At 67.2% G+C, this 25,777-nt stretch carries 25 protein-coding genes, 2 tRNA genes and 1 pseudogene; 17 read left to right on the plus strand and 11 right to left on the minus strand.

What is annotated here, in order from left to right; genetic code table 11:
* Positions 1-41: 41 nt before the first annotated feature.
* On the minus strand, positions 42-1,364 hold the full coding sequence (locus tag HALNA_RS08525; protein WP_394324595.1) for a glycerate kinase type-2 family protein: 1,323 nt from the start codon (positions 1,362-1,364) through the stop codon (positions 42-44).
* A gap of 61 nt (positions 1,365-1,425) precedes the next feature.
* Here HALNA_RS08525 and HALNA_RS08530 point away from each other — a divergent pair, with 61 nt between their 5' ends.
* From HALNA_RS08530 to HALNA_RS08555, 6 genes are all read left to right on the plus strand, one after another.
* Positions 1,426-3,111, plus strand: coding sequence for a TraB/GumN family protein (locus HALNA_RS08530; protein ID WP_049935967.1), 1,686 nt, complete (start codon positions 1,426-1,428; stop codon positions 3,109-3,111).
* Positions 3,108-3,737 (plus strand): zinc metalloprotease, encoded by a 630-nt coding sequence (locus tag HALNA_RS08535; protein ID WP_049935969.1) that lies wholly within the window; start codon positions 3,108-3,110, stop codon positions 3,735-3,737. The genes HALNA_RS08530 and HALNA_RS08535 overlap by 4 nt, the downstream gene beginning before the upstream one ends.
* A gap of 24 nt (positions 3,738-3,761) precedes the next feature.
* Positions 3,762-3,998: a hypothetical protein gene (locus tag HALNA_RS08540; RefSeq protein WP_049935970.1), complete on the plus strand. Its 237-nt coding sequence runs from the start codon at positions 3,762-3,764 to the stop codon at positions 3,996-3,998.
* A 99-nt stretch (positions 3,999-4,097) separates the two neighbouring features.
* Positions 4,098-4,706, plus strand: coding sequence for a TetR/AcrR family transcriptional regulator (locus tag HALNA_RS08545; RefSeq protein WP_245576017.1), 609 nt, complete (start codon positions 4,098-4,100; stop codon positions 4,704-4,706).
* A complete protein-coding gene (locus HALNA_RS08550; protein ID WP_049935971.1) occupies positions 4,703-6,115 on the plus strand; it encodes an MATE family efflux transporter in 1,413 nt (470 codons plus the stop codon). The genes HALNA_RS08545 and HALNA_RS08550 overlap by 4 nt, the downstream gene beginning before the upstream one ends.
* Before the next feature lie 123 nt (positions 6,116-6,238).
* Positions 6,239-6,982, plus strand: a complete 744-nt coding sequence (locus HALNA_RS08555; protein ID WP_049935972.1) for a proteasome assembly chaperone family protein — start codon at positions 6,239-6,241, stop codon at positions 6,980-6,982.
* On the opposite strand, the gene corA is transcribed toward HALNA_RS08555, so the two are convergent.
* On the minus strand, positions 6,983-7,975 hold the full coding sequence (corA, locus tag HALNA_RS08560; RefSeq protein ID WP_049935973.1) for a magnesium/cobalt transporter CorA: 993 nt from the start codon (positions 7,973-7,975) through the stop codon (positions 6,983-6,985).
* Positions 7,972-8,136 (minus strand): hypothetical protein, encoded by a 165-nt coding sequence (locus HALNA_RS20580; RefSeq protein WP_169719027.1) that lies wholly within the window; start codon positions 8,134-8,136, stop codon positions 7,972-7,974. The genes corA and HALNA_RS20580 overlap by 4 nt, the downstream gene beginning before the upstream one ends.
* 144 nt (positions 8,137-8,280) lie before the next feature.
* Here HALNA_RS20580 and purM point away from each other — a divergent pair, with 144 nt between their 5' ends.
* The gene (purM, locus tag HALNA_RS08565) at positions 8,281-9,264 is read left to right on the plus strand and encodes a phosphoribosylformylglycinamidine cyclo-ligase (RefSeq protein ID WP_049935974.1); all 984 of its coding nucleotides are present in this window, start codon (positions 8,281-8,283) and stop codon (positions 9,262-9,264) included.
* Between the two features lie 104 nt (positions 9,265-9,368).
* On the opposite strand, the gene HALNA_RS08570 is transcribed toward purM, so the two are convergent.
* Positions 9,369-9,908: a CBS domain-containing protein gene (locus tag HALNA_RS08570; protein WP_049935975.1), complete on the minus strand. Its 540-nt coding sequence runs from the start codon at positions 9,906-9,908 to the stop codon at positions 9,369-9,371.
* A gap of 163 nt (positions 9,909-10,071) precedes the next feature.
* Here HALNA_RS08570 and HALNA_RS21765 point away from each other — a divergent pair, with 163 nt between their 5' ends.
* Entirely contained in the window at positions 10,072-10,230 is a 159-nt protein-coding gene (locus tag HALNA_RS21765) for a DUF7563 family protein (protein ID WP_449404865.1), read from the plus strand.
* 17 nt (positions 10,231-10,247) lie between these two features.
* On the opposite strand, the gene HALNA_RS08575 is transcribed toward HALNA_RS21765, so the two are convergent.
* The 3 genes from HALNA_RS08575 to HALNA_RS08585 all read right to left on the minus strand — a co-directional run bounded on the left by HALNA_RS08575 (position 10,248) and on the right by HALNA_RS08585 (position 14,550).
* Positions 10,248-10,379, minus strand: a tRNA-Glu gene (locus HALNA_RS08575).
* Between the two features lie 220 nt (positions 10,380-10,599).
* The gene (locus HALNA_RS08580) at positions 10,600-12,279 is read right to left on the minus strand and encodes a histidine kinase N-terminal 7TM domain-containing protein (protein WP_049935976.1); all 1,680 of its coding nucleotides are present in this window, start codon (positions 12,277-12,279) and stop codon (positions 10,600-10,602) included.
* Positions 12,280-12,324: 45 nt separating this feature from the next.
* Positions 12,325-14,550: a CDC48 family AAA ATPase gene (locus tag HALNA_RS08585; RefSeq protein ID WP_049935977.1), complete on the minus strand. Its 2,226-nt coding sequence runs from the start codon at positions 14,548-14,550 to the stop codon at positions 12,325-12,327.
* Between the two features lie 220 nt (positions 14,551-14,770).
* Between HALNA_RS08585 and larC the strand changes: the two genes are divergently transcribed.
* Positions 14,771-16,009: a nickel pincer cofactor biosynthesis protein LarC gene (gene larC / locus HALNA_RS08590; RefSeq protein ID WP_049935978.1), complete on the plus strand. Its 1,239-nt coding sequence runs from the start codon at positions 14,771-14,773 to the stop codon at positions 16,007-16,009.
* Between the two features lie 30 nt (positions 16,010-16,039).
* Positions 16,040-16,446: pseudogene (locus HALNA_RS21625) on the plus strand (RidA family protein).
* On the opposite strand, the gene HALNA_RS08600 reads toward HALNA_RS21625, so the two are convergent.
* Complete coding sequence (locus HALNA_RS08600; RefSeq protein ID WP_049935979.1) at positions 16,443-17,171, minus strand: hypothetical protein; 729 nt, start codon at positions 17,169-17,171, stop codon at positions 16,443-16,445. The pseudogene HALNA_RS21625 and the gene HALNA_RS08600 sit on opposite strands and share 4 nt — an antisense overlap.
* 184 nt (positions 17,172-17,355) lie before the next feature.
* Here HALNA_RS08600 and radB point away from each other — a divergent pair, with 184 nt between their 5' ends.
* Positions 17,356-18,054 (plus strand): DNA repair and recombination protein RadB, encoded by a 699-nt coding sequence (gene radB, locus HALNA_RS08605; protein WP_084509954.1) that lies wholly within the window; start codon positions 17,356-17,358, stop codon positions 18,052-18,054.
* Here radB and HALNA_RS08610 read toward each other — a convergent pair.
* Positions 18,049-19,191 (minus strand): CBS domain-containing protein, encoded by a 1,143-nt coding sequence (locus HALNA_RS08610; RefSeq protein ID WP_049935981.1) that lies wholly within the window; start codon positions 19,189-19,191, stop codon positions 18,049-18,051. The two genes, radB and HALNA_RS08610, sit on opposite strands and share 6 nt — an antisense overlap.
* 154 nt (positions 19,192-19,345) lie before the next feature.
* On the opposite strand from HALNA_RS08610, the gene HALNA_RS08615 reads away from it, so the two are divergent.
* Together HALNA_RS08615 and HALNA_RS19335 are read left to right on the plus strand one after the other, a co-directional pair.
* Positions 19,346-19,681 carry a hypothetical protein gene (locus HALNA_RS08615; RefSeq protein ID WP_049935982.1) on the plus strand — a complete coding sequence of 112 codons (336 nt, stop codon included), beginning with the start codon at positions 19,346-19,348 and terminating at the stop codon, positions 19,679-19,681.
* Positions 19,682-20,051: 370 nt separating this feature from the next.
* Positions 20,052-20,729 carry a class I SAM-dependent methyltransferase gene (locus HALNA_RS19335; protein ID WP_084509955.1) on the plus strand — a complete coding sequence of 226 codons (678 nt, stop codon included), beginning with the start codon at positions 20,052-20,054 and terminating at the stop codon, positions 20,727-20,729.
* Between the two features lie 167 nt (positions 20,730-20,896).
* Here the strand turns inward: HALNA_RS19335 and HALNA_RS08630 are convergent.
* A tRNA-Val gene (locus tag HALNA_RS08630) sits at positions 20,897-20,971 on the minus strand.
* A gap of 252 nt (positions 20,972-21,223) precedes the next feature.
* On the opposite strand from HALNA_RS08630, the gene trpD reads away from it, so the two are divergent.
* From trpD to trpG, 4 genes are all read left to right on the plus strand, one after another.
* Positions 21,224-22,219, plus strand: a complete 996-nt coding sequence (trpD, locus tag HALNA_RS08635; RefSeq protein WP_049935985.1) for an anthranilate phosphoribosyltransferase — start codon at positions 21,224-21,226, stop codon at positions 22,217-22,219.
* Between the two features lie 4 nt (positions 22,220-22,223).
* A complete protein-coding gene (locus HALNA_RS08640) occupies positions 22,224-22,862 on the plus strand; it encodes a phosphoribosylanthranilate isomerase (RefSeq protein WP_049935986.1) in 639 nt (212 codons plus the stop codon).
* A gap of 61 nt (positions 22,863-22,923) precedes the next feature.
* Positions 22,924-24,546: an anthranilate synthase component I gene (gene trpE / locus HALNA_RS08645; RefSeq protein WP_049935987.1), complete on the plus strand. Its 1,623-nt coding sequence runs from the start codon at positions 22,924-22,926 to the stop codon at positions 24,544-24,546.
* Positions 24,543-25,160, plus strand: a complete 618-nt coding sequence (gene trpG / locus HALNA_RS08650) for an anthranilate synthase component II (RefSeq protein WP_049935988.1) — start codon at positions 24,543-24,545, stop codon at positions 25,158-25,160. Before trpE ends, trpG begins: the two co-directional genes overlap by 4 nt.
* Here the strand turns inward: trpG and HALNA_RS08655 are convergent.
* Complete coding sequence (locus HALNA_RS08655) at positions 25,157-25,354, minus strand: hypothetical protein (protein WP_049935989.1); 198 nt, start codon at positions 25,352-25,354, stop codon at positions 25,157-25,159. The two genes, trpG and HALNA_RS08655, sit on opposite strands and share 4 nt — an antisense overlap.
* Between the last annotated feature and the right edge of the window lie 423 nt (positions 25,355-25,777).

Here is a 25,777-nt window from a genome sequence, read left to right on the forward strand (position 1 = left end):
CCGTCGCCTTCCGCGTTCGTTTCCGCCACCCGCAGCGACGGCTACTCGACGACCAACGCCCGCAGATCGTTGACGTTCGTCCCCGTCGCGCCGGTGCTGAGTACGGCGCCACGGTTGCCGAGGTAGCCGTAGGCGTCGCTGTTGCCGAGTGCCTCCCGAGCCTCGCGCACGTCGTCGACGGTGTCGGCGTCGACGATGGCGCCCGCGAAGTCGCTACTCCCGTCTTTCCCGTCGGTGTCGACGCAGGCGAGTGTCGTCCCCGGCGGGAGTTCGACCGCGGCGGCGAGCGCGAACTCCGCGTTCGGGCCGCCGACACCGTCGCCGCGGACGGTGACCGTCGCCTCCCCGCCGGAGAGGACGACCGCCGGGGCGTCGAGGGGGTTCCCCGTCGCCTCGACTTCCTCCGCGACGGCGACGTGGGTCAGTGCGGCTTCCCGCGCCTCGCCCCGGATCGACGACGAGAGGATGCACGTGTCGTACCCCCGGTCGTCGGCCACCTCGCGCGCAGCGTCGATTGCGGTGAAGCTGTCCGCGAGGACGTGGTTGCTCACCCGGTCGAAGACGGGGTCGTCGGCCCGCGGCGTCTCGGACAGATCGCCCGCTGCGCCGGCAGACAGCCGATTCCCGACCGTTACCGGCGGATCGACGCCGTACCGATCCAGCGCGTCGAGGGCGTCCGCGTAGGTGGATTCGTCGGGTGCCGTCGGGCCGCTGGCGATGACGCTCAGGTCGTTGCCCACCACGTCGCTGAAAACGAGGCCGACCACGGCCGCCGGCGCGGCGAGTTCGGCGAGGCCACCCCCCTTGAGCGTCGAGAGGTGTTTGCGGACGGCGTTGAGCGCGCCGATTTCGGCGCCGGCGTCGAGGAGCGCGTCGGTCGTCTCCTGCAGGTCCGAGAGGGGGATGCCCTCCGCCGGCGCGGGGAGGAGCGCGCTCCCGCCGCCGGTGATGATCGCGAGGACGAGCGTCCGGTCGTCGGCGTCGGCGACGAGTTCGCGGATGCGGTCGGTGCCGTCGACCCCCGCCTGACTGGGGACGGGATGGTGGCCGCGCCAGCGCTCGATGCGGTGGTCCTCGTGCTCGGTCGGGTCGGGCGTCACGACGGCGCCGGCGTCGAGACGATCCCCCAAGACGCCTTCGAGGGCGTCGGCGACGCCGTCCGCCGCCTTCCCGCCACCGACGGCGACGATGCGGTCCACGTCCGAGAGGTCGTAGGTGGCGTCGGCGACGTGAAGCCGGTCGCCGTCGAGGCGAATCGAGTCGGCGACGACGCGGTCCGGTCTCGCGGCGTCGATGCCGGCCCGGACGCAGGCCAGCGCCGTCTCCCGTCCGGGAGTCGATGCCAGCGCGGTTTCGTTCTCGATGGAGACCATACCCCGCCTCTCTCCGACAAGGGTAAAAAGCGTGCCCCAGTAGCGGGCGGTGATGAGTGACGCCGCCGCCTCGACGGAAACCGAGGGTCGTGTCCGCGTCGTGGGCACGGCCCACGTCTCCGCCGAAAGCGTCCGCGAAGTCGAAGACGCAATCGAGGCCGACCGGCCGGACGTGGTCGCCGTCGAACTCGACGAGGGGCGGTATCGACAGATGCAAGGCGAGACGCCCGACGACATCGAACCCGGCGACCTCCTGCGGGGCAACACCGTCTTTCAGTTCCTCGCCTACTGGATGCTCTCCTACGTCCAGTCGCGACTGGGCGAGAAGTTCGATATCCAGCCCGGTGCGGACATGCTCGCCGCGGTGGAGACAGCCGAGGACCTCGGGATCGACGTGGCGCTGGTCGACCGCGACATCCAGACGACGATCCAGCGCTTCTGGGCGCGGATGGGGGGACTGGAGAAGTTCCGCCTCGTCGGCGGCCTCGCCTTTGGCCTCACCGACGCCCGTGGCCTCGGCCTCGCCCTCGGCGTCTTCGTCGGCGTGATCCTCGGCCCCCTGCTCGGCCTGTTCGGCCCCTCACTCGGCCTCACGACCACCCTCCTGACGCGGATCACGGGGGGCGTCCTGCTCGCCATCGCCGCGGGCGTCGCCGTCCACACGGTCGCCGACGCCGTCGTCGAGAACCCCGACGACCGCCTGCTCGCCGCCGCGGGCGTCGGCGTCGCGGTCGGTCTGATCGGCGGCGTCGGACTCGGCCTCGCCGACGGCGTCGTCACCTCGCTCGGCCCCTTCGTCGCCCGCGTGGTCGGTAGCCTCACGCTCGGCCTCGCCGGCGGCGTCGCCGTTGGCCTCCTCGTCGGCGTCGGCGCCGACCGCGCCGGCTACGGGGCGACCGCCGACGAGGAGTTCGAGGAGTTCGACATCGAGGAACTCACCGACGCCGACGTGGTGAGCGTCATGATGGAGGAGTTCCGGACCTTCAGCCCCGCCGGCGCCCGCGCCCTGATCGACGAGCGCGACGCCTACATCGCCCACGAACTCCTCAGGCTCCGCGAGGCCGGCCACCACGTCGTCGCCGTCGTCGGCGCGGGCCACAAGGAGGGGATCGAAACCTACCTCGACGCGCCGGAGACGCTGCCGCCGTGGGAGTCGCTGGTCGGTACGGATTCGGGCGGCGGCGGGATTCCGTGGCTGAAGGCCGCGGGCGTCCTCATCTCGCTCGGCTTCGTCGCCTTCTTCGCTCTGCTGGCGATGGCGGGGGTCCGTGACGGCTTCCTCCTTCGCCTCTTCGCCGCGTGGTTCGTCGTCAACGGTGTCTTCGCCGCCGGTCTCGCCCGCCTCGCGGGCGCCCGGTGGGATTCGACGCTCGTCGGCGGCCTCGTCGCGTGGATGACCTCCGTCAACCCCTTGCTCGCGCCGGGATGGTTCACCGGCTACGTCGAACTCCGGCACACCTCGGTCAACGTGAGCGACATCGGGACGCTCAACGAACTCCTGAGCGACGAGGAGACGCCGATCCGGACGCTCGTCGGGCGGATGTTCGACGTGCCGCTCTTTCGCCTGATCATGATCGTCGCCATGACGAACGTCGGGAGCATGATCGCGAGCCTCCTCTTTGCGGTGTACGTCCTGCCCCTGTTCGCGACCGAAATCGGGGGCGTCGAAGGGGTGTCGCGGCTCATGCTCGAAGGCGCGCGCAACAGCGCCGAACTCCTCTGGAGGACCGTCGCGTGAATCTGACCTTTAGTTCCCGCGAACTCCAGGATCTGGCCATCGCGTGGGTCGCCCTCGGCGTCGCCTTCGCCATCTTCTTCGCCGGCGGCGGGAGCCGCGCCCTCTCCATGCTCGCCGACCGAGGGATCGTCGGCCCGCTTCTCGTCTCCTTGGTCACCGCCGGCCTCGGCTTTCTCCTGCACGAACTCGCACACAAGGTCATCGCGGTCCGGTTCGACCAGATCGCCGAGTTTCGCGCCGACTACGGCATGCTCTTTCTGGCCGTCATGAGCGCGCTGGTCGGCTTCCTCTTTGCTGCGCCCGGCGCCGTCCACCACCGCGGGCGCCTCACGGAGCGCGAACACGGCCTGATCGCGCTCGCCGGCCCGGCGGTGAACGGCCTTCTCGCCCTCGTGTTCGCGCCGATCTACGTCGCCGGCGTCCTCGTCGGGTCGCCGCTGCTCTCCCTGGTCGGCGGGCGGGGCGTCGCCATCAACCTCTTTTTGGCGGCGTTCAACCTCGTCCCGTTCGGGGCGCTCGACGGGAAGACCGTCCTCGACTGGAGCAAAGCGGTGTTCGTCCTGACGTTCGTCCCCGCGGCTGCAATCACGGTGTTCGTGGTGTTCGTACTGGGCATCGGCTTTTAAGCCTCGGCGGGCCGTCCCGACACCGTGATCCGTGCCTCGTGGCTGCTGACCGGCCTTTGTTTCCTCCTCCTGGGGCTGTACGGATCGGCCCGCCCCGACGAGTTGGCTCGCTTCACGGAACGGGTCGATGCGCTCGGGAGCAAACGCGACATCGGTTCCGTCGAACCGACCGATCTGAACGTTCGCCTGACGCGCCTCGTCTCGCTGTTCTCGACGCTCTGTGGGGTGGCCATCGTCGGCCTCGCGGTCGCACCCGTGTGACGCCGCCGACTCACCGAACGACTGTCACCGTCGCCTCGCCCCGTCGGACGGCCACCCCGACTTCCGAAGCCTTTTGCTGACTGACCGGTCAGTTAGTGTGTGACCGGCGACTCGCCCTCCACTTCGACCGACGACATCATGTGCGCGACGTATCGCGCCCTCTGTCGGCACGGCTACGCCGACCTGACGATGCAGGACATCGCCGACGAGTGGGAGAAGAGCAAGCCCGCCCTCCACTACCACTACGACACCAAACGCGGCCTGCTGCTGGCCTTTCTCGATCATCTCTTCGACTCCTACACCGACCGCGTCGCGGACCCCGAAGACGGGTCGCCGCGGGAGCGACTCCACGCCCTCGTCGCCGCCGCCCTCGACCCGCCGCGGGCGGATACGACCCGCGAACTCCGGACGGCGCTGTTCGAGGTCAAGGCCCAGGCCCCCCACGACGACGCCTTCCGCGAGCGACTGGAGCGGTTCGACCGGTATCTCCACGACGAAATTCGTGGCGTCGTCGGTTCGGGCGTCGAATCCGGTGCGTTCCGCGCCGACGTGGACCCCGACGAAACGGCGACGTTGCTCGTTACCCTCGTCAACGGCGCCCACTCCCGACGGATCGTCCTCGGCGACGACGCGGGCGTGCCCGAGGCGATCCGGTCGTTCGTCGCCGACCGACTCGTCGCCAACCGAGGGGCGCCGACCGACAGATGAAGTTCCCCGACATCTTCAAATCCCGCGACGAGTTCGACCTGACCTCCGGCGACGTGGGGAAGCCACTCTTCTATCTTTCCCTTCCCATCGTCGTCACCAATCTCCTCCAGACGGCGTACAACCTCGCCGACACCTTCTGGATCGGACAGTACAGCACGGACGCTCTCGCCGCGATCAGTTTCGCCTTCCCGATGGTCTTTCTCATCATCTCGCTGGGGATGGGGCTGGCGGTCGCGGGGAGCATCCTCGTCGCCCAGTATACGGGCGCAGGCGAGGAGGGCGAGGCGGAGTACGCCGCCTCCCAGACCGTCGGTTTCGCGGCTCTCGGCGCCCTCGTCCTCGGCGCCGTCGCCTATTTCGTCGTCGGCGACATCCTCGCACTCCTCGGCGCCTCCGAGGACGTCCTCCCCCTCGCGACGGCGTACATGGAGATCATCTCGCTCGGCATCTTCTTCATGTTCGGCTTTTTCGTCTTCATTTCGCTCATGCGGGGGTACGGCGACACCATCACGCCGATGCTCGTCATGCTCGGCTCCGTCGCCCTCAACGTCGTCCTCGATCCCCTGCTCATCTTCGGCTGGTGGATCTTCCCGCGGTGGGGCATCGAGGGCGCCGCCATCGCGACCGTCTTCTCCCGTGGTCTCGCGCTCGTCGTCGGCCTCTGGATCATGCTCTCGGGACGGCGCGGCGTCCGCATCCGTCCTCGAGATATCGTCCCCGACCCCGAGTACGGACGCCGCCTCCTCCGCATCGGCGTGCCCGCATCCGTCGAGGGGACGGGCCAGGCCGTCGCCATCAACCTCCTCATGTTCATCGTCGGCACCTTCTCGACTCCCGTCGTGGCGGCGTTCGGCATCGGCGTTCGCGTGTTCTCGGTCATCTTTCTGCCCGCCATCGCCGTCTCGCGCGGCGTCGAGACGATGGCCGGCCAGAACATCGGCGCCGGGGAACCCGACCGGGCGGCGCTGACCGCACGCGTCGCCGCCAAGACGACGTTCGTCGTCCTCGCGGTTGCGGGTGTGTTCACGTTCTTTTTCGCCGACGCCATCGTCTCGCTTTTCACGAACGACGCCGCCGTCGTGGAGGTGGGTGCGACCTTCCTCCGGTACGTCGCCCCCTCGTTCGGATTCATCGGAATCATGCGCTCGTACAACGGCGGCTTCCGCGGCGCCGGCCGGACGCTCACCGCCGCCGCCATCGCCGTCTCGATGCTCGGCTTGATCCGCCTCCCCATCGCCTGGGTCGCCTCCGGCTTCATGGGCCCTCCCGGCATCTGGCTCTCCTTTTTCGTCTCGAACGTCGTCGGCGCCGTCATCGCCTACGTCTGGTTCCAGCGTGGGGGGTGGCGGTCGGCCGACGTGGGTGGATCGCCGGCCGGCGAGGTGTCCGAAGACCCGGCGACCGACTGACACCGATCGCTGTCCGGGTTCCGGTGAGTCGCCGGACCGTCGTGACGAACCACCGCTACCGGCCGACGACGGCCGGTACGGCCCGCGGCAACACCTAAGTGCGCCTTCGGCGTACCTCCGGTCATGTCAACGGATTCGGATAAGGGCCCGACCTTCAGCATCTCGAACAGTGCCGCCCCGTCCACCACCGTCGTCGCCGGCTTCTCGGCGTTCGGGCTCGCGGGCCTCACGGCCGTCGACTTCCTCGTCGACCACCTCGAACTGGAGGAGACGGGGCATCTCAGCGCCGAATACCTCCCGTCGATCACGCCGTTCGAATCGGGGCGCCCGCGACACCACTCCCGGTTTTTCTCGCGTCCGGATCTCGACCTCACCGTCTTCGTCAACGAACTGTTCCTACCGACGCCCGTCGCCGACTCCTTCGCCGACACCCTGCTCACGTGGACCGACAAACACGATGTCTCGGAGATTCTGGTGCTCTCGGGCATCCCCTACGCTCACGGCCCGGACGAGCACGACACCTTCTACGTCGCCTCCGACGACTACCGCGAGCGCCGACTCGACGACACCGACATCCAACCGATGGGCCGGGGCTTTCTCGACGGGGTCAACGGCGCATTGATGTACCGCGGCATCGAGTCAAACCTCCGAACCGCCGTCTTCATCACACCCGTCCACGCGCAGGTGCCGGACGTGCCGGCCGCCATCCGTCTCGTCGAGACGTTCGACCGGGTGTACGACCTCGGCGTCGACGCCGGCCCCCTCGAGGAGTTCTCCCGGACGGTCGAGCAGTACTACAAGGACCTCGCCGCCCGACTCGAAGCGGTCGACGACCGGCAGATGCCCGAGGATCGGATGTACATGTAGCTAGAGCCACCCTTCGCTCCGGAAGTACTGGAGCATGGCCGCCGCCGTGACCGCCATCCCGACGAGGACGGCGGGGTAGCCGAAGCGCCACCCGAGTTCGGGCATGTTGTACGGTCCGCCGCCGAAGTTCATACCGTAGACGCCGACGACGAACGTGAGCGGCAGGATGATAGTCGCGACGACGGTCAGGCGCTTCATCACCTCGTTGGTCGACTGCGAGAGCGTGTTGAGGTAGATATCGCGGGCACCGCTCGCCAGATCACGGTACGTCTCGACGAGTTCGACGTGCTGGACGAGGTGGTCGTACACGTCGCGGTAGTACTTCTCCGTCGACGCAGCCACGTGATCGGCGTCGCCGCGAGCGAGGACGCTCACGGCGTCGCGGGTGGGCCAGACGATTCGGCGGATCGAGAGCAGTTCGCGACGGAGGCTGTTGAGAATTTCCAGGGTTTCGGTGTCGGGGTCGTCGATGATGCGGTCCTCGACGGCCTCGATGTCGTGCCCGATTTCGTCGAGGATACTGAAGTACTCGTCGACGATGGCGTCGAGGACGCGATAGGCGGTGAAATCGGCGTTCCGCCCGAGGAGCCGTGGCTCCTCCCGAGTGATACGATCCCACACCGACCCGACCGCCGGCGTCTCCTCGCCGGTGAGCGTGACGATCCAGTCGTGGCCGAAGAAGAGTCCGACCGGCTGATCGCGGATCTCCTCCTCGAACGTCGTCTCGCCGCCACGCAGCCGGGCGGTCTTGATCAGGACGAACGCGTGGTCGGGGAACAGTTCGACCTTCGGACCGACGTTGCTCCGCACGTCCTCGGTTTCGAGCGCGTGGAGGTCGAACGCCGTGCTCAGCCGGTCGAGTTCGGCGTCGGTCACGTTCGAAGCACGAATCCAGGTCGTCCCGCGCGCCACGCGCGCCTCGCGGAGCGATTCGAGGTCCTCGCTATCGTGGGGTTCCACCGTACCGTCGGTGTAGACGAGCGTCCGGATCACGCGCCCGCCCTCCGGCCCTCGCCGATGGACGCGAGCGTGATGCCGATCATGATCGCCGTGAGCGAGAACGCCCGTCCCGGATAGGCGACGAGGACACCGACGACGTAGCCACAGACGCCGGCGACGGTGAGACCGGCGCCGGCGATGAACGTCCGATCCATGTGCCCCGTTCCCACGGCAACAGTCAAATACCCTCGGCCGTGTCCCGCCACGGTACCGTCCGGATCGATCACGCCCCTGCGTGCCCGTCGACGAGTCCCGACCGATGCGGTGTGCTTTTGCGTTCGGCCGACGGCGTGTCGCGCATGAACGACGAGGACGACGCGGAGGCCGAGGAACTGACGTACGCGGCGACCGGCGTCGATATTGCGGAGAGCGAGGCGGCGACGGCCGCTCTCGTCGGCGCGGTGGGCGAGAACACGGGCGACTACGCCGGTCTCCTCGACATCGGCGACCGCTATCTCGGGCTGGCGACCGACGGCGTCGGAACGAAACTCCTCGTTGCCGAGGCGCTCGGTGACTACTCCACGGTCGGTATCGACTGCATCGCGATGAACGTCAACGACCTCGTCGCAGCGGGCGTCCGCCCCATCGCCTTCGTCGACTACCTCGCAATCGACGACCCCGACGAGGGGATCGCCGAAGGGATCGGCGAGGGACTCGCCGAGGGGGCCGAACGCGCGGATATCGAACTCGTCGGCGGCGAGACGGCCGTCATGCCCGAAGTCGTCACGGGGCTCGATCTCGCGGGCACCTGTGCCGGCCTCGCGGCGAAGGACGCGCTCTTTCCCGGGACCGCCGAGGGGGGCGACGCCCTCGTCGGGGTGCCGTCCTCGGGCATCCACTCGAACGGGCTGACGCTTGCGCGGACGGCGGTTACGCGCGAGGGGGCGTACACCGACCCCTGTCCGTTCGGGGACTACGACACCCTCGGCGAGGCGCTTCTCGAACCGACGCGCATCTACACCGACCTCCTCGACCCGATGCGGACTCACGGCGTCCACGCGGCGGCCCACGTCACGGGCGGCGGCTGGACCAACCTCGACCGACTGGGTGACTACCGCTACGTGATCGACGATCCGTTCGACCCCCAGCCGGTGTTCGACTACGTGCAGGAGGCGGGGAACGTCTCCGACGAGGAGATGCACCGGACGTTCAACATGGGGACGGGCTTCGTCGCCGCACTGGAGCCGTCGGACGCCGAGGCGCTGGCGGACGCGGTCGACGGCCGGGTGATCGGGCGCGTCGAGGACGGCGACGGCGTCGCGATCCGCGGGTTGGAGTTGTAAACAGGCGCCCGAACCGATTCCGGGACGGGGCGGACACGACGGCGACCCCGTCCCGAACGGGGCGTCAGGGCACGACTCGGGCTGGCCGCGGTTTCGGTGAAAAATCAGGAGAGTTCGGCCGCGATGTCGGCTTCGGTGATGATACCGACGGCTTCGCCGCTCTCGGTCACGATGACGGCCTTGTAGTAGTCCAGCAGATTGCTGATCTTGTCGACGGAATCCTCGCGCGAGACGGTGGGGAACTGCTCGCTCATGATCTCGGCGACCGCTTTCTGCCCGACGTTCTCGCCGGCGCGGCGGATATCGCTGTAACTGATCGAGCCGACGGGGAGCCCGCTCTGCAGGACGGGGAGCTGTGAGAAGGCCGCCTCCTCCATCCGGTGTTCGGCATCGGCGACGGAGTCGTCCGGCGCGACGCTGACCAGTCCCTCGTTCATCAGGTCCTCGGCCCGGACGACGCCTCCTTCGGCCTCGTCGAGGGCGGCGACGATGCGCCGCAGTGTCGACAGGCGCGGGTCGACGTCGCCGCCCTCGATCCGCGCGATCAGTGGCTGCGAGACACCCGCCATTTCGGCGAGCGCGCTCTGTGTCAAATCCAGCGAGGTCCGCCGCTCCCGCAGATCCTGTGGCGTGGGTAGTTCCATGTGGTCTAATAACTATAGGTTATTAAAATGGCTTTCGACCGCGATAGCGGCCCGTGGCGGAGCGGCGACGAGGTAACGGACAGTCGATCTCGAATCGAGCGGGGAGGACCGAGCAGTTCGGGCCCCAAAACTTATGTAAAATCTGACGAGAACTCTCCGGCGTATGCCCGAGTGCCAGAACTGTGGTGCGTTCGTCACCCGTGATTACGCCCGGGTGTTCACGCCTGACGGCGTGGACGAACCCCGCGTATGCCCCCGTTGTGAAGATATGGTCCGTGACGGTGCGGACGTCCGTGCCGCTCGCTCTCCACGAAACTCCTGATTTCGCCCCGCCTCGAGTGGAAGGGGCGGGATTCGAACCACGCGAAGCCGTGTGCCGACCGAGAACCGGCCGACTTCCCCGCCGGCCGCCGTCGACCTATGGGGTCGCCCGCGGTCGGCGAAGACGCTCTACCACTGAGCCACCCTTCCAGTACACTCGTACGCCGACAAGTCACTAATACGCGTTGGTGGTGCGGCCACGACGCGTCGTACGGGCTGTTGTACGTCCGTTCGGACGGTAGCCCACGGAAGCGGCGACCGGTGAAACGCCGGTACGACCGGCCGTCTCACAGTGATTATCGTAAGTCACCACCGGTGGTTCGCCAGAACGGGTCGGCGGACCACCGGTAGACAGTTACAATACACACCGTCACTCGCCCGGCCGTAAACCGAGGATGACGACGCTTCCGCGCGGTTCGTTCTCCTCGAAGGAGATAGTGCCGCCCGCGGCGGTGACGGTCCAGTGGGCCAGCCAGAGACCGAGGCCACTGCCGTGTTTCAGCGGCGTCTCCTCTTCCCGTCGCAACGCCTCCAGCTCGGAGTCGGGGATTCCGGGGCCGTTGTCCGCGACACGGAGTCGCGTGTAGTCGTCCGATCCCGACGCGGGGTCGACCGTCACGTGAACGTGTGGTCGGTCGGTATCGTTGTGGGTGATGGCGTTCTCGAGGAGGGTCTGGACGCTGACCGTGAGCAGTTTGGCGTGGGGGACGCGCACCGTCGTGCCCGCCACCAGATCCGTCTCGATGGTTACCGACGGGTTGGCGTCACGGAATCGCTCTACGAGTGGCGTGACGTGCGCGCCGAGGTCGACCACTTCGGTCGTTTGGCCGACGTAGTCGGCCGTCTCCACCAGGAGCCGAACCTGCTCGCCGAGTTCGATCAGTTCGTCGGCCGTCGTCGTGATTCGCTGGCCGGCGGTTCGGATGTCCTCGGATTCGTCTTTGGCGAGTTCGTCCGCCCAGCCCGTGATGACGTTCATCCGATTGCGAAGGTCGTGGCGCAACACGCGATTGGCGACTTTCAGCCGTTGTTCGTAGGTGTGACGGTCCGTTACGTCCCTGAACCGGAGCACGTAGCCGACGATCCGGTCGTGGTAATCCGAGAGCGTCGAATGTGTCACGTCGTAGACTCGTTGCTGTCCCTCGACGACCGCCGTCAGCGTCGTCCCCTCGATACCGTCGAGGTCGAACTCGTCGGTGGGGAACTGCTCGCCGATAGGATGCCCCTCGACCGCTCCGCCGAGGAGTCGATCCGCGGTCGGATTCGCCGTCACGACGAGTTCGTCTTCATCGAGGACGACGAATCCGTCGTCGGCGTCGGCGATGATCCGTCTTCGTGCGACCGGGACGCGTTCCAGCAGGTCGAACCGGAACAGTGCGAGCCCGAAACACGGCGCGGTGATAATGAAGGCGAAGGCGGTGTAGTCGATCGAGGGGGGGCCGCCCGGTTCGATCCCCAACGTGAACGCGGCGTTCGCGATCAGCGGTGGGACGGCACCGACGACCAGCAGGCCGGCCTGCGTCCGGTAGAGCGTCGATCGAACGACCGCGAGTGCCAGGAGGCCGAACCCGATAGGCGTCACGACGTAGGTGAACAATAGGTGGAGCAGATACGCCGGTCCGAAGGCGAACTCGACCGCGTGGAGCGACCCCTCGACTACGAGCGTCGCGTCGGCCCAGACGAGTCCGTGGACCGGGTTCGTGAGCGTCAGGAGGCCGAACACGAGCGGATCGGTGATCAGGAGCGCTCGCACCGGCCCCGTGAGCCACTCGTCGCGGTTCGTATACTGGATCGCAAACAGGAACCAGAGGGACGGGACGAGCCCTCCGACCGCGAGTCCCGACCGCTGCCAGACGAGTTGGGCGTCGAGCGTCGTGAACCCGAGACCGACCGCGTAGCAGAATACCCACCCACCAAGCGCCGTGATGAGACCGAGAAACGCCTTCGCAGCGGGCTCGGATCGGTGTTTCCAGCCCGCGAAACCGATGAAGAAAAACAGGCCGGCAGCTGCGACGCCAACGAGCGTATACACCGTCGGATCCCAGACCACGCCGGTGATGGGCGCACCCGAAACAAAAATACTCCGGCGGACCGGCTACTGGAAGCCGATCCGACCGCCACCGCGGTTGGCGAAGCTCTCGCCGCCACCGCCCTTGAACTGCTCTTCGATCTGTTCGTAGTAGTCCATTATGTCGTCCGTGATGGTGGGGCGGACGTTCTCCATCGCCTGCCGGAAGTGACGCATCTCGACTTCTTCGGCGTCGTCGTCCTCACGCAGGGCGACCATCGCCGCCTCGCGGGCGATGCTCTCCAGGTCGGAGCCGACGTAGCCGTCGGTGATCTCCGCGATTTCGCGCAGACTCACGTCCGGCGCGAGCGGCGAGTCCCGCGTGTGAATTTTCAGGATCTGCTCGCGGCCCTCCTGTTCGGGTTCGCCGATGAACACGAGGCGGTCGAACCGCCCCGAGCGGAGGAGCGCGGGGTCGATCATGTCCGGGCGGTTGGTCGCGCCGATGACCATGACGTTGCCCATCTCCTCAAGCCCGTCGAGTTCGGTCAGGAGCTGGTTGACGACCCGTTCGGAGACGTTGTTCCCGACCTCGTTGCCCCGCGACGGCGCGAGGGAGTCGAGCTCGTCGAAGAAGATGACCGTCGGCGCCACCTGCCGGGCCTTCCGGAAGGTCTGCCTGATTGCCTTTTCGCTTTCGCCGACCCACTTCGAGAGCAGCTGCGGCCCCCGGACCGAAATGAAGTTGGCGTTCGTCTCGTTGGCGACGGCCTTCGCCATCAGCGTTTTGCCGGTGCCGGGTGGCCCGTACAGGAGGACGCCTTTCGGGGGTTCGACCCCCATGCGGTCGAACTTCTCCGGCGAGGAGAGGGGCCACTCGACCGCCTCCTTGACGTTCTGTTTCGGGTTGTCCAACCCGCCCACGTCGTCCCACGTGATCTTCGGGAGTTCGACCAGCACCTCCCGCATCGCCGAGGGCTCCACCTCCCCGAGGGCGCCGCCGAAATCGTCACGCTTGACGATCATCCGGTCGATGAGACTCGGAGGGATGTCCTCCTCGTCGAGGTCGATTTCGGGCAAGTAGCGCCGGAGCGCCTTCATCGCCGCCTCCTTCGTGAGGCTCTCGATGTCGGCGCCGACGAAGCCGTGGGTCTCGTCGGCGAGGTGGTCGAGGCTCACGTCGTCCGAGAGCGGCATGCCGCGCGTGTGAATCTGGAGGATCTCCTTTCGGCCCTCCTCGTCGGGGACGCCGATCTCGATCTCGCGGTCGAACCGGCCCGGCCGCCGGAGCGCGGGATCGACCGAATCGACGCGGTTCGTCGCCGCGATGACGATGACCTGCCCCCGCGTCTCCAAGCCGTCCATCATCGTCAGCAACTGGGCGACGACCCGGCGTTCGACCTCGCCGGTCACGTCCTCCCGTTTCGGCGCGATGGAGTCGAGTTCGTCGATGAAGATGATCGACGGCGACTCGTCTTTGGCGTCCTCGAAGATTTCGCGCAACTGCTGTTCGGATTCGCCGTAGTACTTCGAGATGATCTCCGGCCCCGCGATGGAGAAGAAACTCGCGGAGGTTTCGTTGGCGACCGCCTTGGCTAGCAGGGTCTTGCCGGTGCCCGGCGGGCCGTGGAGGAGAACGCCCTGTGGGGGTTCGATCCCCAGTTTCTTGAAGATCTGCGGGTGTTTCATCGGGAGTTCGACCATCTCCCGCACGCGCTGGATCTCGCCTTGCAGGCCACCGATATCCTCGTACGTGATGCCGCCGCCGGTCTTCTCGAAGCCGGAGATGGGTTCCTCACGCAGTTCGACTTCGGTGTCCTCGGTGACGAGACAGACGCCGTCGGGCTCCGTCTCGACGGCGATCAGCGGGATGGCCTGTCCCGGCGACCGCATGAAGGGATGGTTCGTACTGCTCATCACGGGGACGATGTCGCGTTCGACCACCGGTCGCTTGAGAATCTGGCGTTTCACCATGCCGGCGGCGTCGGAGCCGAACTGGACGCTCGCCTCCTCCGGCGGCGCGAGGACGAGTTTCTCCGCTTTCGTCGCCTCGGCCTTGCGGATGGTGACGCGTTCGCCGATACCCACGTCCGCGTTCTGTCGGGTGAACCCGTCGATTCGGACCGTGTCGGTGTTCCAGTCCTGTCGATCGGCACGCCACACCTTCGCCGCCGTTCGGTCGGCCCCCTCGATCTCGATGATATCACCTGGCGACAGCTTCAGGTGAAGGAGCGTGTCGGGGTCCAGTCGGGCGATGCCACGTCCCGAGTCGTTCGGGTACGCTTTCGCCACTTCGAGTTGCACTTCGTTCATGATATACCCGCGAGGATGGCCGTATCTCGGTGGTGCCGCGGGATAAGTTTGTTGTCCCGTCTGACGGTCGGGTACTGTGTCATACCGTAGCATACGCCGAGGACGTACAAACGCCTACCGATCCTTCGTCGGATATCGGTCCCGGTGACCACGGGTCGAGCGGTCCGTCCGTTCCGCCCGCGGTCGCAAGTCGTTTGCCCGTCGAGAGCGAGCGGCCGGTATGAAGACGCTCGCGTTCGACGGCCGCATGGGAGCGAGCGGCGATATGCTTCTGGGCGCCCTGCTCGCCGCCGGCGCCGACCCCGCCGCCCTCGACCCCGTGACGGACGCCCTCGGCGTCCGCTACGTCGTCGGGTCGACGACCAAAGCCGGTATCGCTGCGACGACCGTCGACGTGGTTATCGACGACGCCGAGGATCACTCCCACGACCACGCACACGCCGAGGGTCACGGCCCCAACCGAACCTACGCCGAAGTCGTCGCCCTCGTCGAGGGTCTCGACCTGCCGTCCGAAGTCGAACGCGACGCCCTCGCGGTCTTTCGCCGTCTCGGCGGAGCCGAGGCGTCGGTCCACGGCACCGACCTCGACGACACGCACTTCCACGAGGTCGGCGCCGACGACGCCGTCGCGGACGTGGTCGGGACCTGTCTCCTCCTCGATGATCTCGGCGTCGACCGCGTCGTGACGACGCCCGTCTCGGTCGGCGGCGGGACGGTCGAGATGAGCCACGGCACCTACCCCGTCCCCGCACCCGCGGTTGCCGAACTCGCCGCTGACGCCGACTGGTCGCTCCGGGGCGGCCCGGTCGAGCGCGAACTCCTCACGCCGACGGGGGCGGCCCTCCTCGCCGAACTCGCCGACGGGGTCGAACGGCTCCCTCCCCTCGACGCCGACGCCGTCGGCTACGGCGCCGGCGACGCCGACGTGCCCGATCACCCGAACGTCCTTCGCGTCCTCGTCGGCGACGGCGGCGACGGCCTGCGCCGCGAAAGCATCTCCGTTCTGGAGACGGCCGTCGACGACGTGGCGCCCGAGGTGCTCGGGAGTCTGCAGGAGACACTCGCCGACGCGGGTGCACGCGACGTATCCATCGTCCCGACGACGATGAAGAAGTCGCGGCCGGGCCACCTGATCAAGGTGGTCGTCGACCCGTCGGACGCCCACGCCGTTGCCCGCCGCCTCGCGGAGGAGACGGGGACTCTCGGCGTCCGCGAGGGAAGCGCCGGTCATCGCTGGGTCGCCGACCGATGGTTCGAGACCGCGACGCTCGAAATCGCGGACGGGACACACGAGATCCGGGTGAAGATCGGCTCGGACGCCGACGGCGTCGTCTACGACGTGAGCGCGGAGTACGACGACGCGCTGGCGGTGGCCCGCGAGACCGGTCTGCCGGTGCGCGAGGTGATACGGCGGGCGGAAGCGGCCGTCGCCGAGGACGTGGACTCGGTGGCGGAGTAAGCGTTTCGGGGGTGGACACGATCCGGGTGCATGGAACGCGAACGCGTCTCCTCCGGTACCGAGTGGGAGTCGACCGTCGGCTACTCACGGGCCGTCCGCGCCGGCGACGAGATGCACGTCTCCGGAACGACCGCCACGGACGACGACGGGCAGGTCGTCGTCGCCGGAGATCCATACGCCAGACGGTGCAGGCACTCGACGACATCGCCGCGGCGCTCGCGACGCTCGATGCGTCCCTGACCGACGTGGTTCGGACCCGGCTGTTCGTGACGGATATCGACGACTGGGAGGCTATCGGGCGCGCGCACGGCGAAGCCTTCGGGGACAGCGAGGAACGACGTTCCTCGGGAAGGCGGCCGGCGACGACGATGGTGCAAGTCGAGCGGCTGATCGACCCCGAGATGCTGGTCGAAGTGGAGGCGGTCGCGCGGGATTAGCTCCGGTGTTCGTCGAGCGCTTCCTCGACGGTCAGGTCGCCGGCGGCGACACGGCGCGCGAGGGCGTCGTCGATGGAGCGGTCGTCGCTCGACACCTCCCGTGAGCGGTCCTTGATCCGTTGGAGTTCCCCCGCAGTGGGATCGATTTTCCGTGAGTCGATCCGTTCGCCGGCCAGTTGGGCGATGTTGACCGCGGCGAGTACGTCGCCCATCCCCCGCGCGCCGCTGCCGAGGTAGGGCGTGGTCCCCGTCTCGTCGACGAGTTCGACCGTCACATCGTCGAGGTCGTTGACCAGGCGGGCGCTCCGGAGGCGTGCCCCGTCGCCGACCCGGACCAGCGGATCGACCGCGTCGGCGACTTCCCGGCGGATCGTCTCCACCGCGTCGCTCAGGGGCACCTGGAACGCGGCGACGACCGTCTCCCCCGAGAGGACGGCGATGCCCGGCCGGACGCCGGGGTCGACGCCGACGACCGTCCGTCCCTCGCCGCCCCGGAGGAGGGCAAGCGCCTCATCGACGGCGCGGCGGGCGTCGTCGGCCATCGCGACGACGTGGTCCACGTCCCCGTTCCAGTCGGCCGCGTCGTCCGGCGCGGTGAGTACCACCGACGCCCCCTCGGGCAGGTCGTCGCCGGGTTCGATGGTCGTAAACGCCACCCTACGATCCCGGAGCAGATCGACGACCTCGTGGTACAGTTCGAAATCGGCGGTGGCGACGACGATCACAGTCGAGCGTAGCTCCCGCAGGGGTAAAACGTGTCGTGCGGGCGGTGACGTGGCTCGGACGGTGACCGGACTGCGAACCCCCGGCGACCGCGATCCAAGAGGAACACGAACCGCTGGCGACCGCAACCCCTGGGTTGCGGTCGCGGTGTCGAGGGTTTATCACCTACACCGACCGAGGGAGAGTGTGTCCGAGTCAGAGCCAGTGCCCACCGGCTGTTCGCCGCTCGACGACCTGCTCGGCGGCGGGTTCGAGCGGGGCACCGTCACGCAGGTGTACGGCCCACCCGCCGCCGGCAAGACAAACCTCGCGCTCTCGGCGGCGGTGCAGGTCGCCGCTGCCGGTGGCACGGCAGTGTACGTCGACACCGAGGGACTCTCCGTCGATCGCTTCCGACAGCTCGCGGCGGCCGAATCGGACGGGGACATCGAGGGGGTCACTTCCCGTATCGTCGTCAGCGAGGCCCACGACTTCGAGGAACAGGAGGAGGCGGTCCGTGACGCCGCCGACTTCGCACCCCGGGCGGAGCTGATCGTCCTCGACAGCGCGACGGGGTTTTACCGGCTCGAACGCCACGACGACGACGAGGGCGAGACGCTCCGACGGGTGGGCCGGCAGGTGACGCATCTCCTCTCGCTCGCGCGGAAACACGACCTCGCGGCGGTCGTCACGAACCAGGTGTTCACCGATCCCGACGGCGACCGGTCCCGGGGGCTCGGTGGTCACACGCTCGAACACTGGACGGGGACGGTCGTTCGGCTGGATCGGTTCCGGGGCGGGAATCGACGGGCTACGCTGGAGAAACATCGGTCGAAAGCCGCCGGCGAGACGGCGACGTTCCGCATCACCGGCGAGGGGCTGGCGGCGGGCGAAAAGACGTTATAGCTCGCCGAGCTTCCGGAGAAGCTGCCCGCGGTACTGCTCGTCGGCGATGAGCCCTTTCAGTTCGAGGACGTTGCGTTCGAGCGTGTCGGCGGCGATGTTGAACGCGTGGTCGGCGCCGTATCCCTCGCCGGAGCCGGCGACCTGTCCGCGGTTGGTCCGCAGGCGAATCTGACACTGGATCAGGGGCGTTCCGCGGAGCTTCTCCTTGTGTTCGTGGAAGCGGACGTGGGCGTGGTGGACCTGCATCTCCTGGTACTTGTCCGCGACCCCGGTGATGCCCTCGACGATCTCCTCGCGGCTGATGGTGTCCAGCAGGGCGACGTTGGTGATCTGGACGTCCATCTGTCCCTCCTCGGTGAAGGTGAGCGCGCGGAGCACGTCGGTCTTCGTGAGGACGCCGCCGACCTCGTCGCCGTCGGGCGTCGTCGTGACGACGAGACCCGAGATGTCGTTGTCGAGCATCGTCCGCACGGCGTTCTCGACCGACTCGTCGTCGGTGGTCGTCAGCACGGGACTGGTCATGAGGTCGTAGACGGGGAGGTCGAGCATCCGGTCGATGTCGCCCCGGCGGTCGCCGCGACCCTGTCGGTCGGCGTCGCGGACGACGAACTCGACGATGTCGTGGGTCGTGAGGACGCCGACGAGGGACCCGTCCTCGTCGACGACGGGGAGTCGGGAGACGCCGTGTTCGCGCAGGCGGTTGATCGCCTGTCCGACGTGGGCCTTCTCGCCGATGGTGATCACGTCCTCCGTCTCGATCTGTTCGACGGTCAGCGCGTCGAGGCTGTCGAGGACGGCGTCGAGGATGGCGTCGGCCGTGACGATCCCCCAGAGCGCTTCGCCCTCGTAGACGGGAGCGACCTTCGTGTTCCCTTCGACGAGGACGCGAGCCACTTCGCGAACGTCCTCCGTGCGGTCGACGCGGGGGGCGGATTTCATCAACACACCCGCCTTGGTGTCGTCCTCGATCCGCGAGCGGACGAGGTCACGCTCCCCGATCACGCCGACGTACTCGCCGTCTCGCGTGACGATGAGGCCCTTGGGATTCTCGCGGTCGAAGATCGAACGGACTTTCCCCAGCCGCTCGTCCGCGTCGACTTCGATGTACTCGGAGGTCGCAATCTCGGCAATATCCATATCGACACATGCGTCACCGGCCGGCTTCAAAGTTGTTTCTTCACGCCGCCCGTCGAGATCCGTTCCGTGGGGGCGTCTACGCACCGTCCAGCGGGCCGGCCTCCGAAGTCACCGCGGCTCGCCTTTCATGTCTGCCTAATCCTATGGCCCATACATGACGGAGCAAGACGAGCGTGAGACACTCCCGTGTGGACGTTGTGAGGAGCCGATACCGAGAGATATCGAACGGTGCCCCCTCTGTGGCTACCAGCCAGCCGGCCGGTCCGAGGTGGCGATCCGTCTCGGCGAGTACGCCTTCGCCGTCGTGGCCGTCGTCTCCGTACTGACCTTCGTCGGCGGCGTCGCCGGCCGCACCTTCGGCCTGTCCGTCGGCCCACTCGCCCGTCTCGCCATCGTCACACCCTACACCACCGGCGTCTCGGCGTTTTTCGCGTACTACCTCCACCGAAAGCGGCGCGCGACACCGACCGACGACGACACCTTCGGATGATCGATGTCGCAATTGTGTTTGCCCTTTCAACCTGAATAACAACATATGATATTCTACCCGCATGAAAAGTGGCCCTCTGTCATTTTCGGAGTGAATCTACCCCTTTTATTATGAGGAGCACGTTCGTTCACGTGGGGGAAAGGTGCCTCTGACAAACGTAGGACGAATCGTTTTACCGTCCATTTCCCCCGCTTTGACGCGTACGCGTATCGACTTGGTTTTCCATAATTCGGCCCGGAAAGCGGGTCGGTCTCGACTGCTCACGAAACTGCGCTCTCCGACTCTCAGAGCGAGTCAGCTTGAGGCAGCTACTCCAACGAAAGACTGAGTAGCATTGCTGAGGTAGGACCGTCCATCTGGACGCTCAAATATGCTCGAATATGTGACTGAATCGGGTGTTTCTGGTGGCCTTGTTCTCGATCTCGGTACGAAGGACGGTCGAAAAACGGCGAATCTCGACGCCCGTGTGATCGGTGTTGATCTCGATATCGATGAGAACGCCGTCGAAACCGTCACATTCGTCGCCGGTGACGGTAGACAGCTCCCGTTCAGAGCGGATAGTTTCGATATCGTCATCGCCGACCAGATATTCGAACATGTTCAAGATACCGAAGCCGTCGTCTCCGAGATTGCGCGCGTCCTCAACCCAGATGGGCGGGCCTACGCCGCGTTTCCACACCGTTTTGCACCGACGAAGCCGCACGGGCTCCCGCGTTGGTTCTCGATGCCTCCCCTCGAGTGGCGTCATCGGATCGCGTCGCGCCTCTGGTCTGGTGGACGCGAAGAGTACGCTTGTCACGGAAATTACCCTCTGACGCCGTTAGAGGCCCGGCGGATATTCGAAGAGCACTTCGGCGATGTCCGCCACGGGACACTTTCCTTCCGCCGCGAGTGTGCCGATCGTTACGTTCGCGAAGGCGGGCCTGCGGCCACGGCATTCGAGACAGTCCGCCCGGTTATCGAGACGGTTGCGGAGACACGACTCGGTGGGCGCGTCTTCGAATCGCTTTGGCCGCATCCCGAGTACGTACTCCGAGAACCAGTGTAGGTGCACTCCGACGGTAATTGAGCGCTGAAAAAGTGAGTGGGGGGGGGTTGAGGCAGATTCGATCGATGCGGATGTAACTTCGCTCGCTCTCTTTACCCAGATCCACCAGAACCGTTTTGGATTCCGCGGACCCTCCACTCCGCTCGTCGTTGCGAGGAATCCGAAAATGGGTTGGGGCAGATTTGAACTGCCGGCCTCCTCCATGTCAAGGAGGTGTCATAACCAGACTAGACCACCAACCCAGTCGTGACACGCTTACTGACGCATCCCCACGTACCCTCGGCTGGTAATTGAACCTTTCGAAACGCCAACCCGCAGGGTGATTCCGGGGGAACTATTAGGGCTTCCCGGAAGTCGTCGTCGATTCGCGCCGGGACGGCCTGGCGAACATCCACGGACCAGTACGAGGCTTCCTCACGGAACCGCGACGACAGGTTTAAGAAGATGTATAGATTTGTTCATCGTAACCCGAACTCATACACTGGTGTTCATCCATGCAGGATTATATCGAACGCGTCACCGACGGCGAGGATTTGACCGGCGAGGAGGCACGGGACGCGGCCCGCGCCGTCTTCGAGGAAGCGACCGAGGCCCAGATCGGGGCGTTGCTGACGGCGCTTCGGGCGAAAGGGGAGACGGAGACGGAGATTGCGGGCTTCGCGAATGGCATGCGTGACGCGGCACGCACTATCGCTCCCGATCGGTCGCCGCTGGTCGACACCTGCGGTACCGGCGGCGACGACTACGACACGATCAACGTCTCGACGACGAGCGCCATCGTCGCCGCCGGCGCGGGCGTCGCCGTCGCCAAACACGGCAACTACTCCGTCTCCTCTACGTCGGGGAGTGCGGACGTACTGGAGGTGGCGGGCGTGGACGTCGAAGCCGAACCGCCCGCCGTGGAGGCGGCCATCGAGCGTGACGGCATCGGCTTCATGCTCGCTCCGGTCTTCCACCCGGCGATGAAGGCCGTCATCGGTCCCCGGAAAGAACTCGGAATGCGGACGGTGTTCAACGTGCTCGGGCCGCTGACCAACCCCGCCGGCGCGAACGCGCAGGTGGTCGGCGTCTACGACCCCGACCTCGTGCCGGTCCTCGCCCGTGCGCTCGCCCAGATGGACGTCGAGCGGGCGATGGTCGTTCACGGCTCCGGCATGGACGAAATCGCCCTCCACGACGCGACGACCGTCGCCGAGGTGGACGGCGGCGAGGTGACCGAGTACACGCTGACGCCCGCGGACATGGGCCTAGAGGAAGCGCCTATCGAGGCCGTCGCGGGCGGCGATCCCGAGGCGAACGCGGCGGATCTCCGGGGCATCGTCGAGGGCGACGTGACGGGTGCGAAACGCGACATCATCCTCGCGAACGCGGGTGCGGCCATCTACGTCGCCGGCGCGGCCGACGACCTCGCGTCGGGCGTCGACGCCGCCCGCGAGGCCATCGACACCGGCGCCGCCGCCGCGAAACTCGACGACCTGCGGGGTGTCTGAACGGATGGTCCGGTCGAAGGTCTGTGGCGTGACGAACGAGGCCGATCTGCGAGCGGTGGCCGACGCCGGCGCCGACGCCGTCGGCATCATCACCGAGGTGTCGGTCGAGACGCCCCGCGAGGTGCCGCCGGAGCACGCGGCCGACCTCGTGGCCGCTGCGCCCCCTTTCCTCTCGACCGTCCTGGTGTCGATGCCCGACACTGCGACGCGTGCGGTCGAACTCGCGGGCGCCGTCGCGCCCGACGCCGTCCAACTCCACGGCGACTTCGACGGCGAGGAGATCAGGTACGTCCGGCGCGAGGCGCGCGCGGACGTGATCGTCGCCCTCGACGCCGCCGCCAACCGCGTCCGCGAGTACGACGGCGTCGCCGACGCCATCCTGCTCGACTCGACGACCGAGTCCGGTGCGGGCGGGACCGGCGAGACCCACGATTGGAACGCCGCCCGCGCCCTCGTCGACCACCTGTCGACGCCGGTCGTCCTCGCCGGCGGGCTGACGCCGGAGAACGTCGCCGACGCGGTGCGGACGGTCGATCCCTACGCGGTCGACGTCTCCAGCGGCGTCGAGCGAAGCGGCGGGGAGAAAGACCACGACGCGGTCGCGTCGTTCGTTCGAAACGCGGCGCTGGAGGTGTCGGCATGAGGGTGCGCGGAACGGCCGACCCGATTTCGGCCGTCGTCCGCAACGTCGCGGAGGTGGTCGCGTGACGCCGGATCGCGACCGCGACGCGTTCGTCGGCCCCCTCGACCGGGCGGAGCCGGTGATCGCTCATCTCGCCGTCACGCTCGATGTCGAGTCGACGCCGCTCTCGGCGTACGCCGCCCTCGACGACGACAGCGACTACGGCTTCCTGCTGGAGAGCGCGGAGAAGACGCCCTCCAGCGACCCCGAGGGCGCGTTCACCGCGGACGGCGAGGGTGCCGACCGCCACGCCCGCTACTCCTTCGTCGGTTACGATCCAGAGGCCGTCGTCTCGGTGACGGGAAGCGAGACGACCGTCGAATCGCTCGGCGGTCCGGCCGCGAACCTGGTGGCCGAAGCGGCCGGCACCGTCGACCCCGACGCCGACGTTCTCGACGCCCTGCGGACCGCTTTCCCCGATCTGGACCGGGTCGGGTTCCCCGACATCGACCGCCAACACCTCGACGGCGGTCTGGTCGGCTTCCTCGCCTACGACGCCGTCTACGACCTCTGGCTCGACGAGGTGGGGGTCGACCGTCCCGAACCGATCGTCCCCGACGCGGAGTTCGTCCTCACAACACGAACCATCGCGTTCGACCACGCCGCGGAAACGGTCGAACTCGTCTTCACGCCCGTCGTCGATCCGGACGCCGACCCCGGAGCGGTGTACGACGCCCTCCTCGACGAGGCGGCGGACGTAGAGGAGACGCTCGCTGCGGCCGGCGACCCCGAACCCGGCGGCTTCGTCCGCGCCGGCGAGACGGTCGGCCCCCGCGAGGAGTACGAGGACGCGGTGCGGAAGGCGAAAGCGCACGTCCTCGACGGCGACATCTACCAGGGCGTCATCTCGCGGAAGCGCGAACTCACGGGCGAGATCGATCCGCTCGGCCTCTACGCGTCGCTTCGCGAGGTCAACCCCTCGCCGTATATGTACCTCCTGCGCCACGGCGACCGCTCCATCGTCGGCGCCAGCCCCGAGACGCTGGTGTCGGTGCAGGGCGAGCGCGTCGTCTCGAACCCCATCGCGGGCACCTGTCCGCGGGGTACCAGCCCGGTCGAGGATCGCCGCCTCGCGGGCGAGATGCTCGCCGACGGAAAGGAACGGGCCGAACACACGATGCTGGTCGATCTGGCCCGCAACGACGTGCGCCGGGTGTCGGAGCCCGGATCGGTCCGTGTCGAGGAGTTCATGAACGTGCTGAAATACTCCCACGTCCAGCACATCGAGTCGACGGTGACGGGGCGACTGGCGACGGGATCGGATCCCGGTGCCGGCGGCGAGCGCTCGCCCCCCTTCGACGCCTTCGACGCCACGCGCGCGACGTTCCCGGCGGGAACGCTCACCGGCGCCCCGAAGGTGCGGGCGATGGAGATCATCGACCAGTTGGAGCGGGACCCCCGAGGCGTCTACGGCGGCGGCGTCGGCTACTACTCGTGGTCCGGCGACGCCGAGTTCGCTATCGTCATCCGGACGGCGACGGTGGAATCCGGCGATCCGGACCGGGTTACCGTGCAGGCGGGTGCGGGCATCGTCGCCGACAGCGACCCCGCGAGCGAGTACGAGGAGACCGAACAGAAGATGGGTGGCGTGTTGGACGCCATCGAGCGCATCGAATCGGCCCCCGAACCGGAGGCTCGCCGATGAAGGTCCTCGTAATCGACAACTTCGACTCCTTCACCTACAACCTCGTCGAGTACATCTCGGAGCATCCCGACCCCGTGACCGGCGACCCCATCGCCGTCGAGGTGCTGAAAAACACCGCGACGCTGGACGAGGTGCGGGCCGTCGCCCCCGACGCCATCGTCATCAGCCCCGGGCCGGGGCATCCGAAAAACGACCGCGACGTGGGCGTGACCAACGCCGTCCTCCGCGAGGTCAGCGCGTCGATTCCGACCCTCGGGGTCTGTCTCGGCCTCGAAGCGGCCGTCTACGCCTACGGCGGCACCGTAGGCCACGCGCCCGAACCCATCCACGGCAAGGCCTACCCCGTCGACCACGACGGCGAGGGGGTCTTTGCCGGCCTCGACGAGGGGTTTCAGGCCGGGCGCTACCACTCCCTCGTCGCCACCGAGATACCCGACCCCTTCGAGGTGACCGCGACCACCGCCCACGACGGGACGGACCTCGTCATGGGCATCCGCCACCGCGAATACCCCATCGAATGCGTGCAGTTCCACCCCGAGAGCGTGCTGACAGCTGCCGGCCACGACGTCATCGACAACTTCCTGCGCGCGGCACGGGTGCCGGACGCGGCCTAAGCGAGAAACAGCGACGCGATCAGGAGGAGGCCGACCACGATGGCCGCGATAGTCACCAGCCGCCACGCGATTTTCAGGACGATGCGGCCGACGACGACCACGACGCCGATAGCGACAATGGCGAGGAGTAACTGGCCGAGCGGCCCTCCCAGAACCCCGCCCATCTGGAGGAGCATCTGCGACGTGAGCGACATATCCGTCCCGACTCCCAGCGGAGGCATAAGTCTGTGGGCGGGACTCCGCTGTTGACGCCGTTCAGCATCCTATCATAATCTGGAGACGTAATTCCGGCTCGCGGCGTTCGTCGACGTATGGACCGTGCCTCGTGGTGACACGTCGGGGAGTGTTTCGAAGCCCACCGCGCGTAACTAACCCCCCTTTCGTTCAACTGGACATCACGCTGCAGGCGGTCGATTTCGTCCGTCAGATTTCACTTTCGCTCCGATCTACATACCGTTATATGCGTTGGGAAGTGAACGTGGAGTCGTATAGCGGCGACACGCCGCCGCCAAAGTAGACAGGAATCGGATAGATTGGCGATCGGAACCCAAGCCTTTACACCACCGATTCCACTTACAGCAACCGTCACGAACGAGCGGATTCGAGCCAGCTACCGG

The sequence above is a fragment of the Haloplanus natans DSM 17983 genome (assembly GCF_000427685.1).
In the GTDB taxonomy this organism is placed as follows: Archaea; Halobacteriota; Halobacteria; order Halobacteriales; family Haloferacaceae; genus Haloplanus; species Haloplanus natans.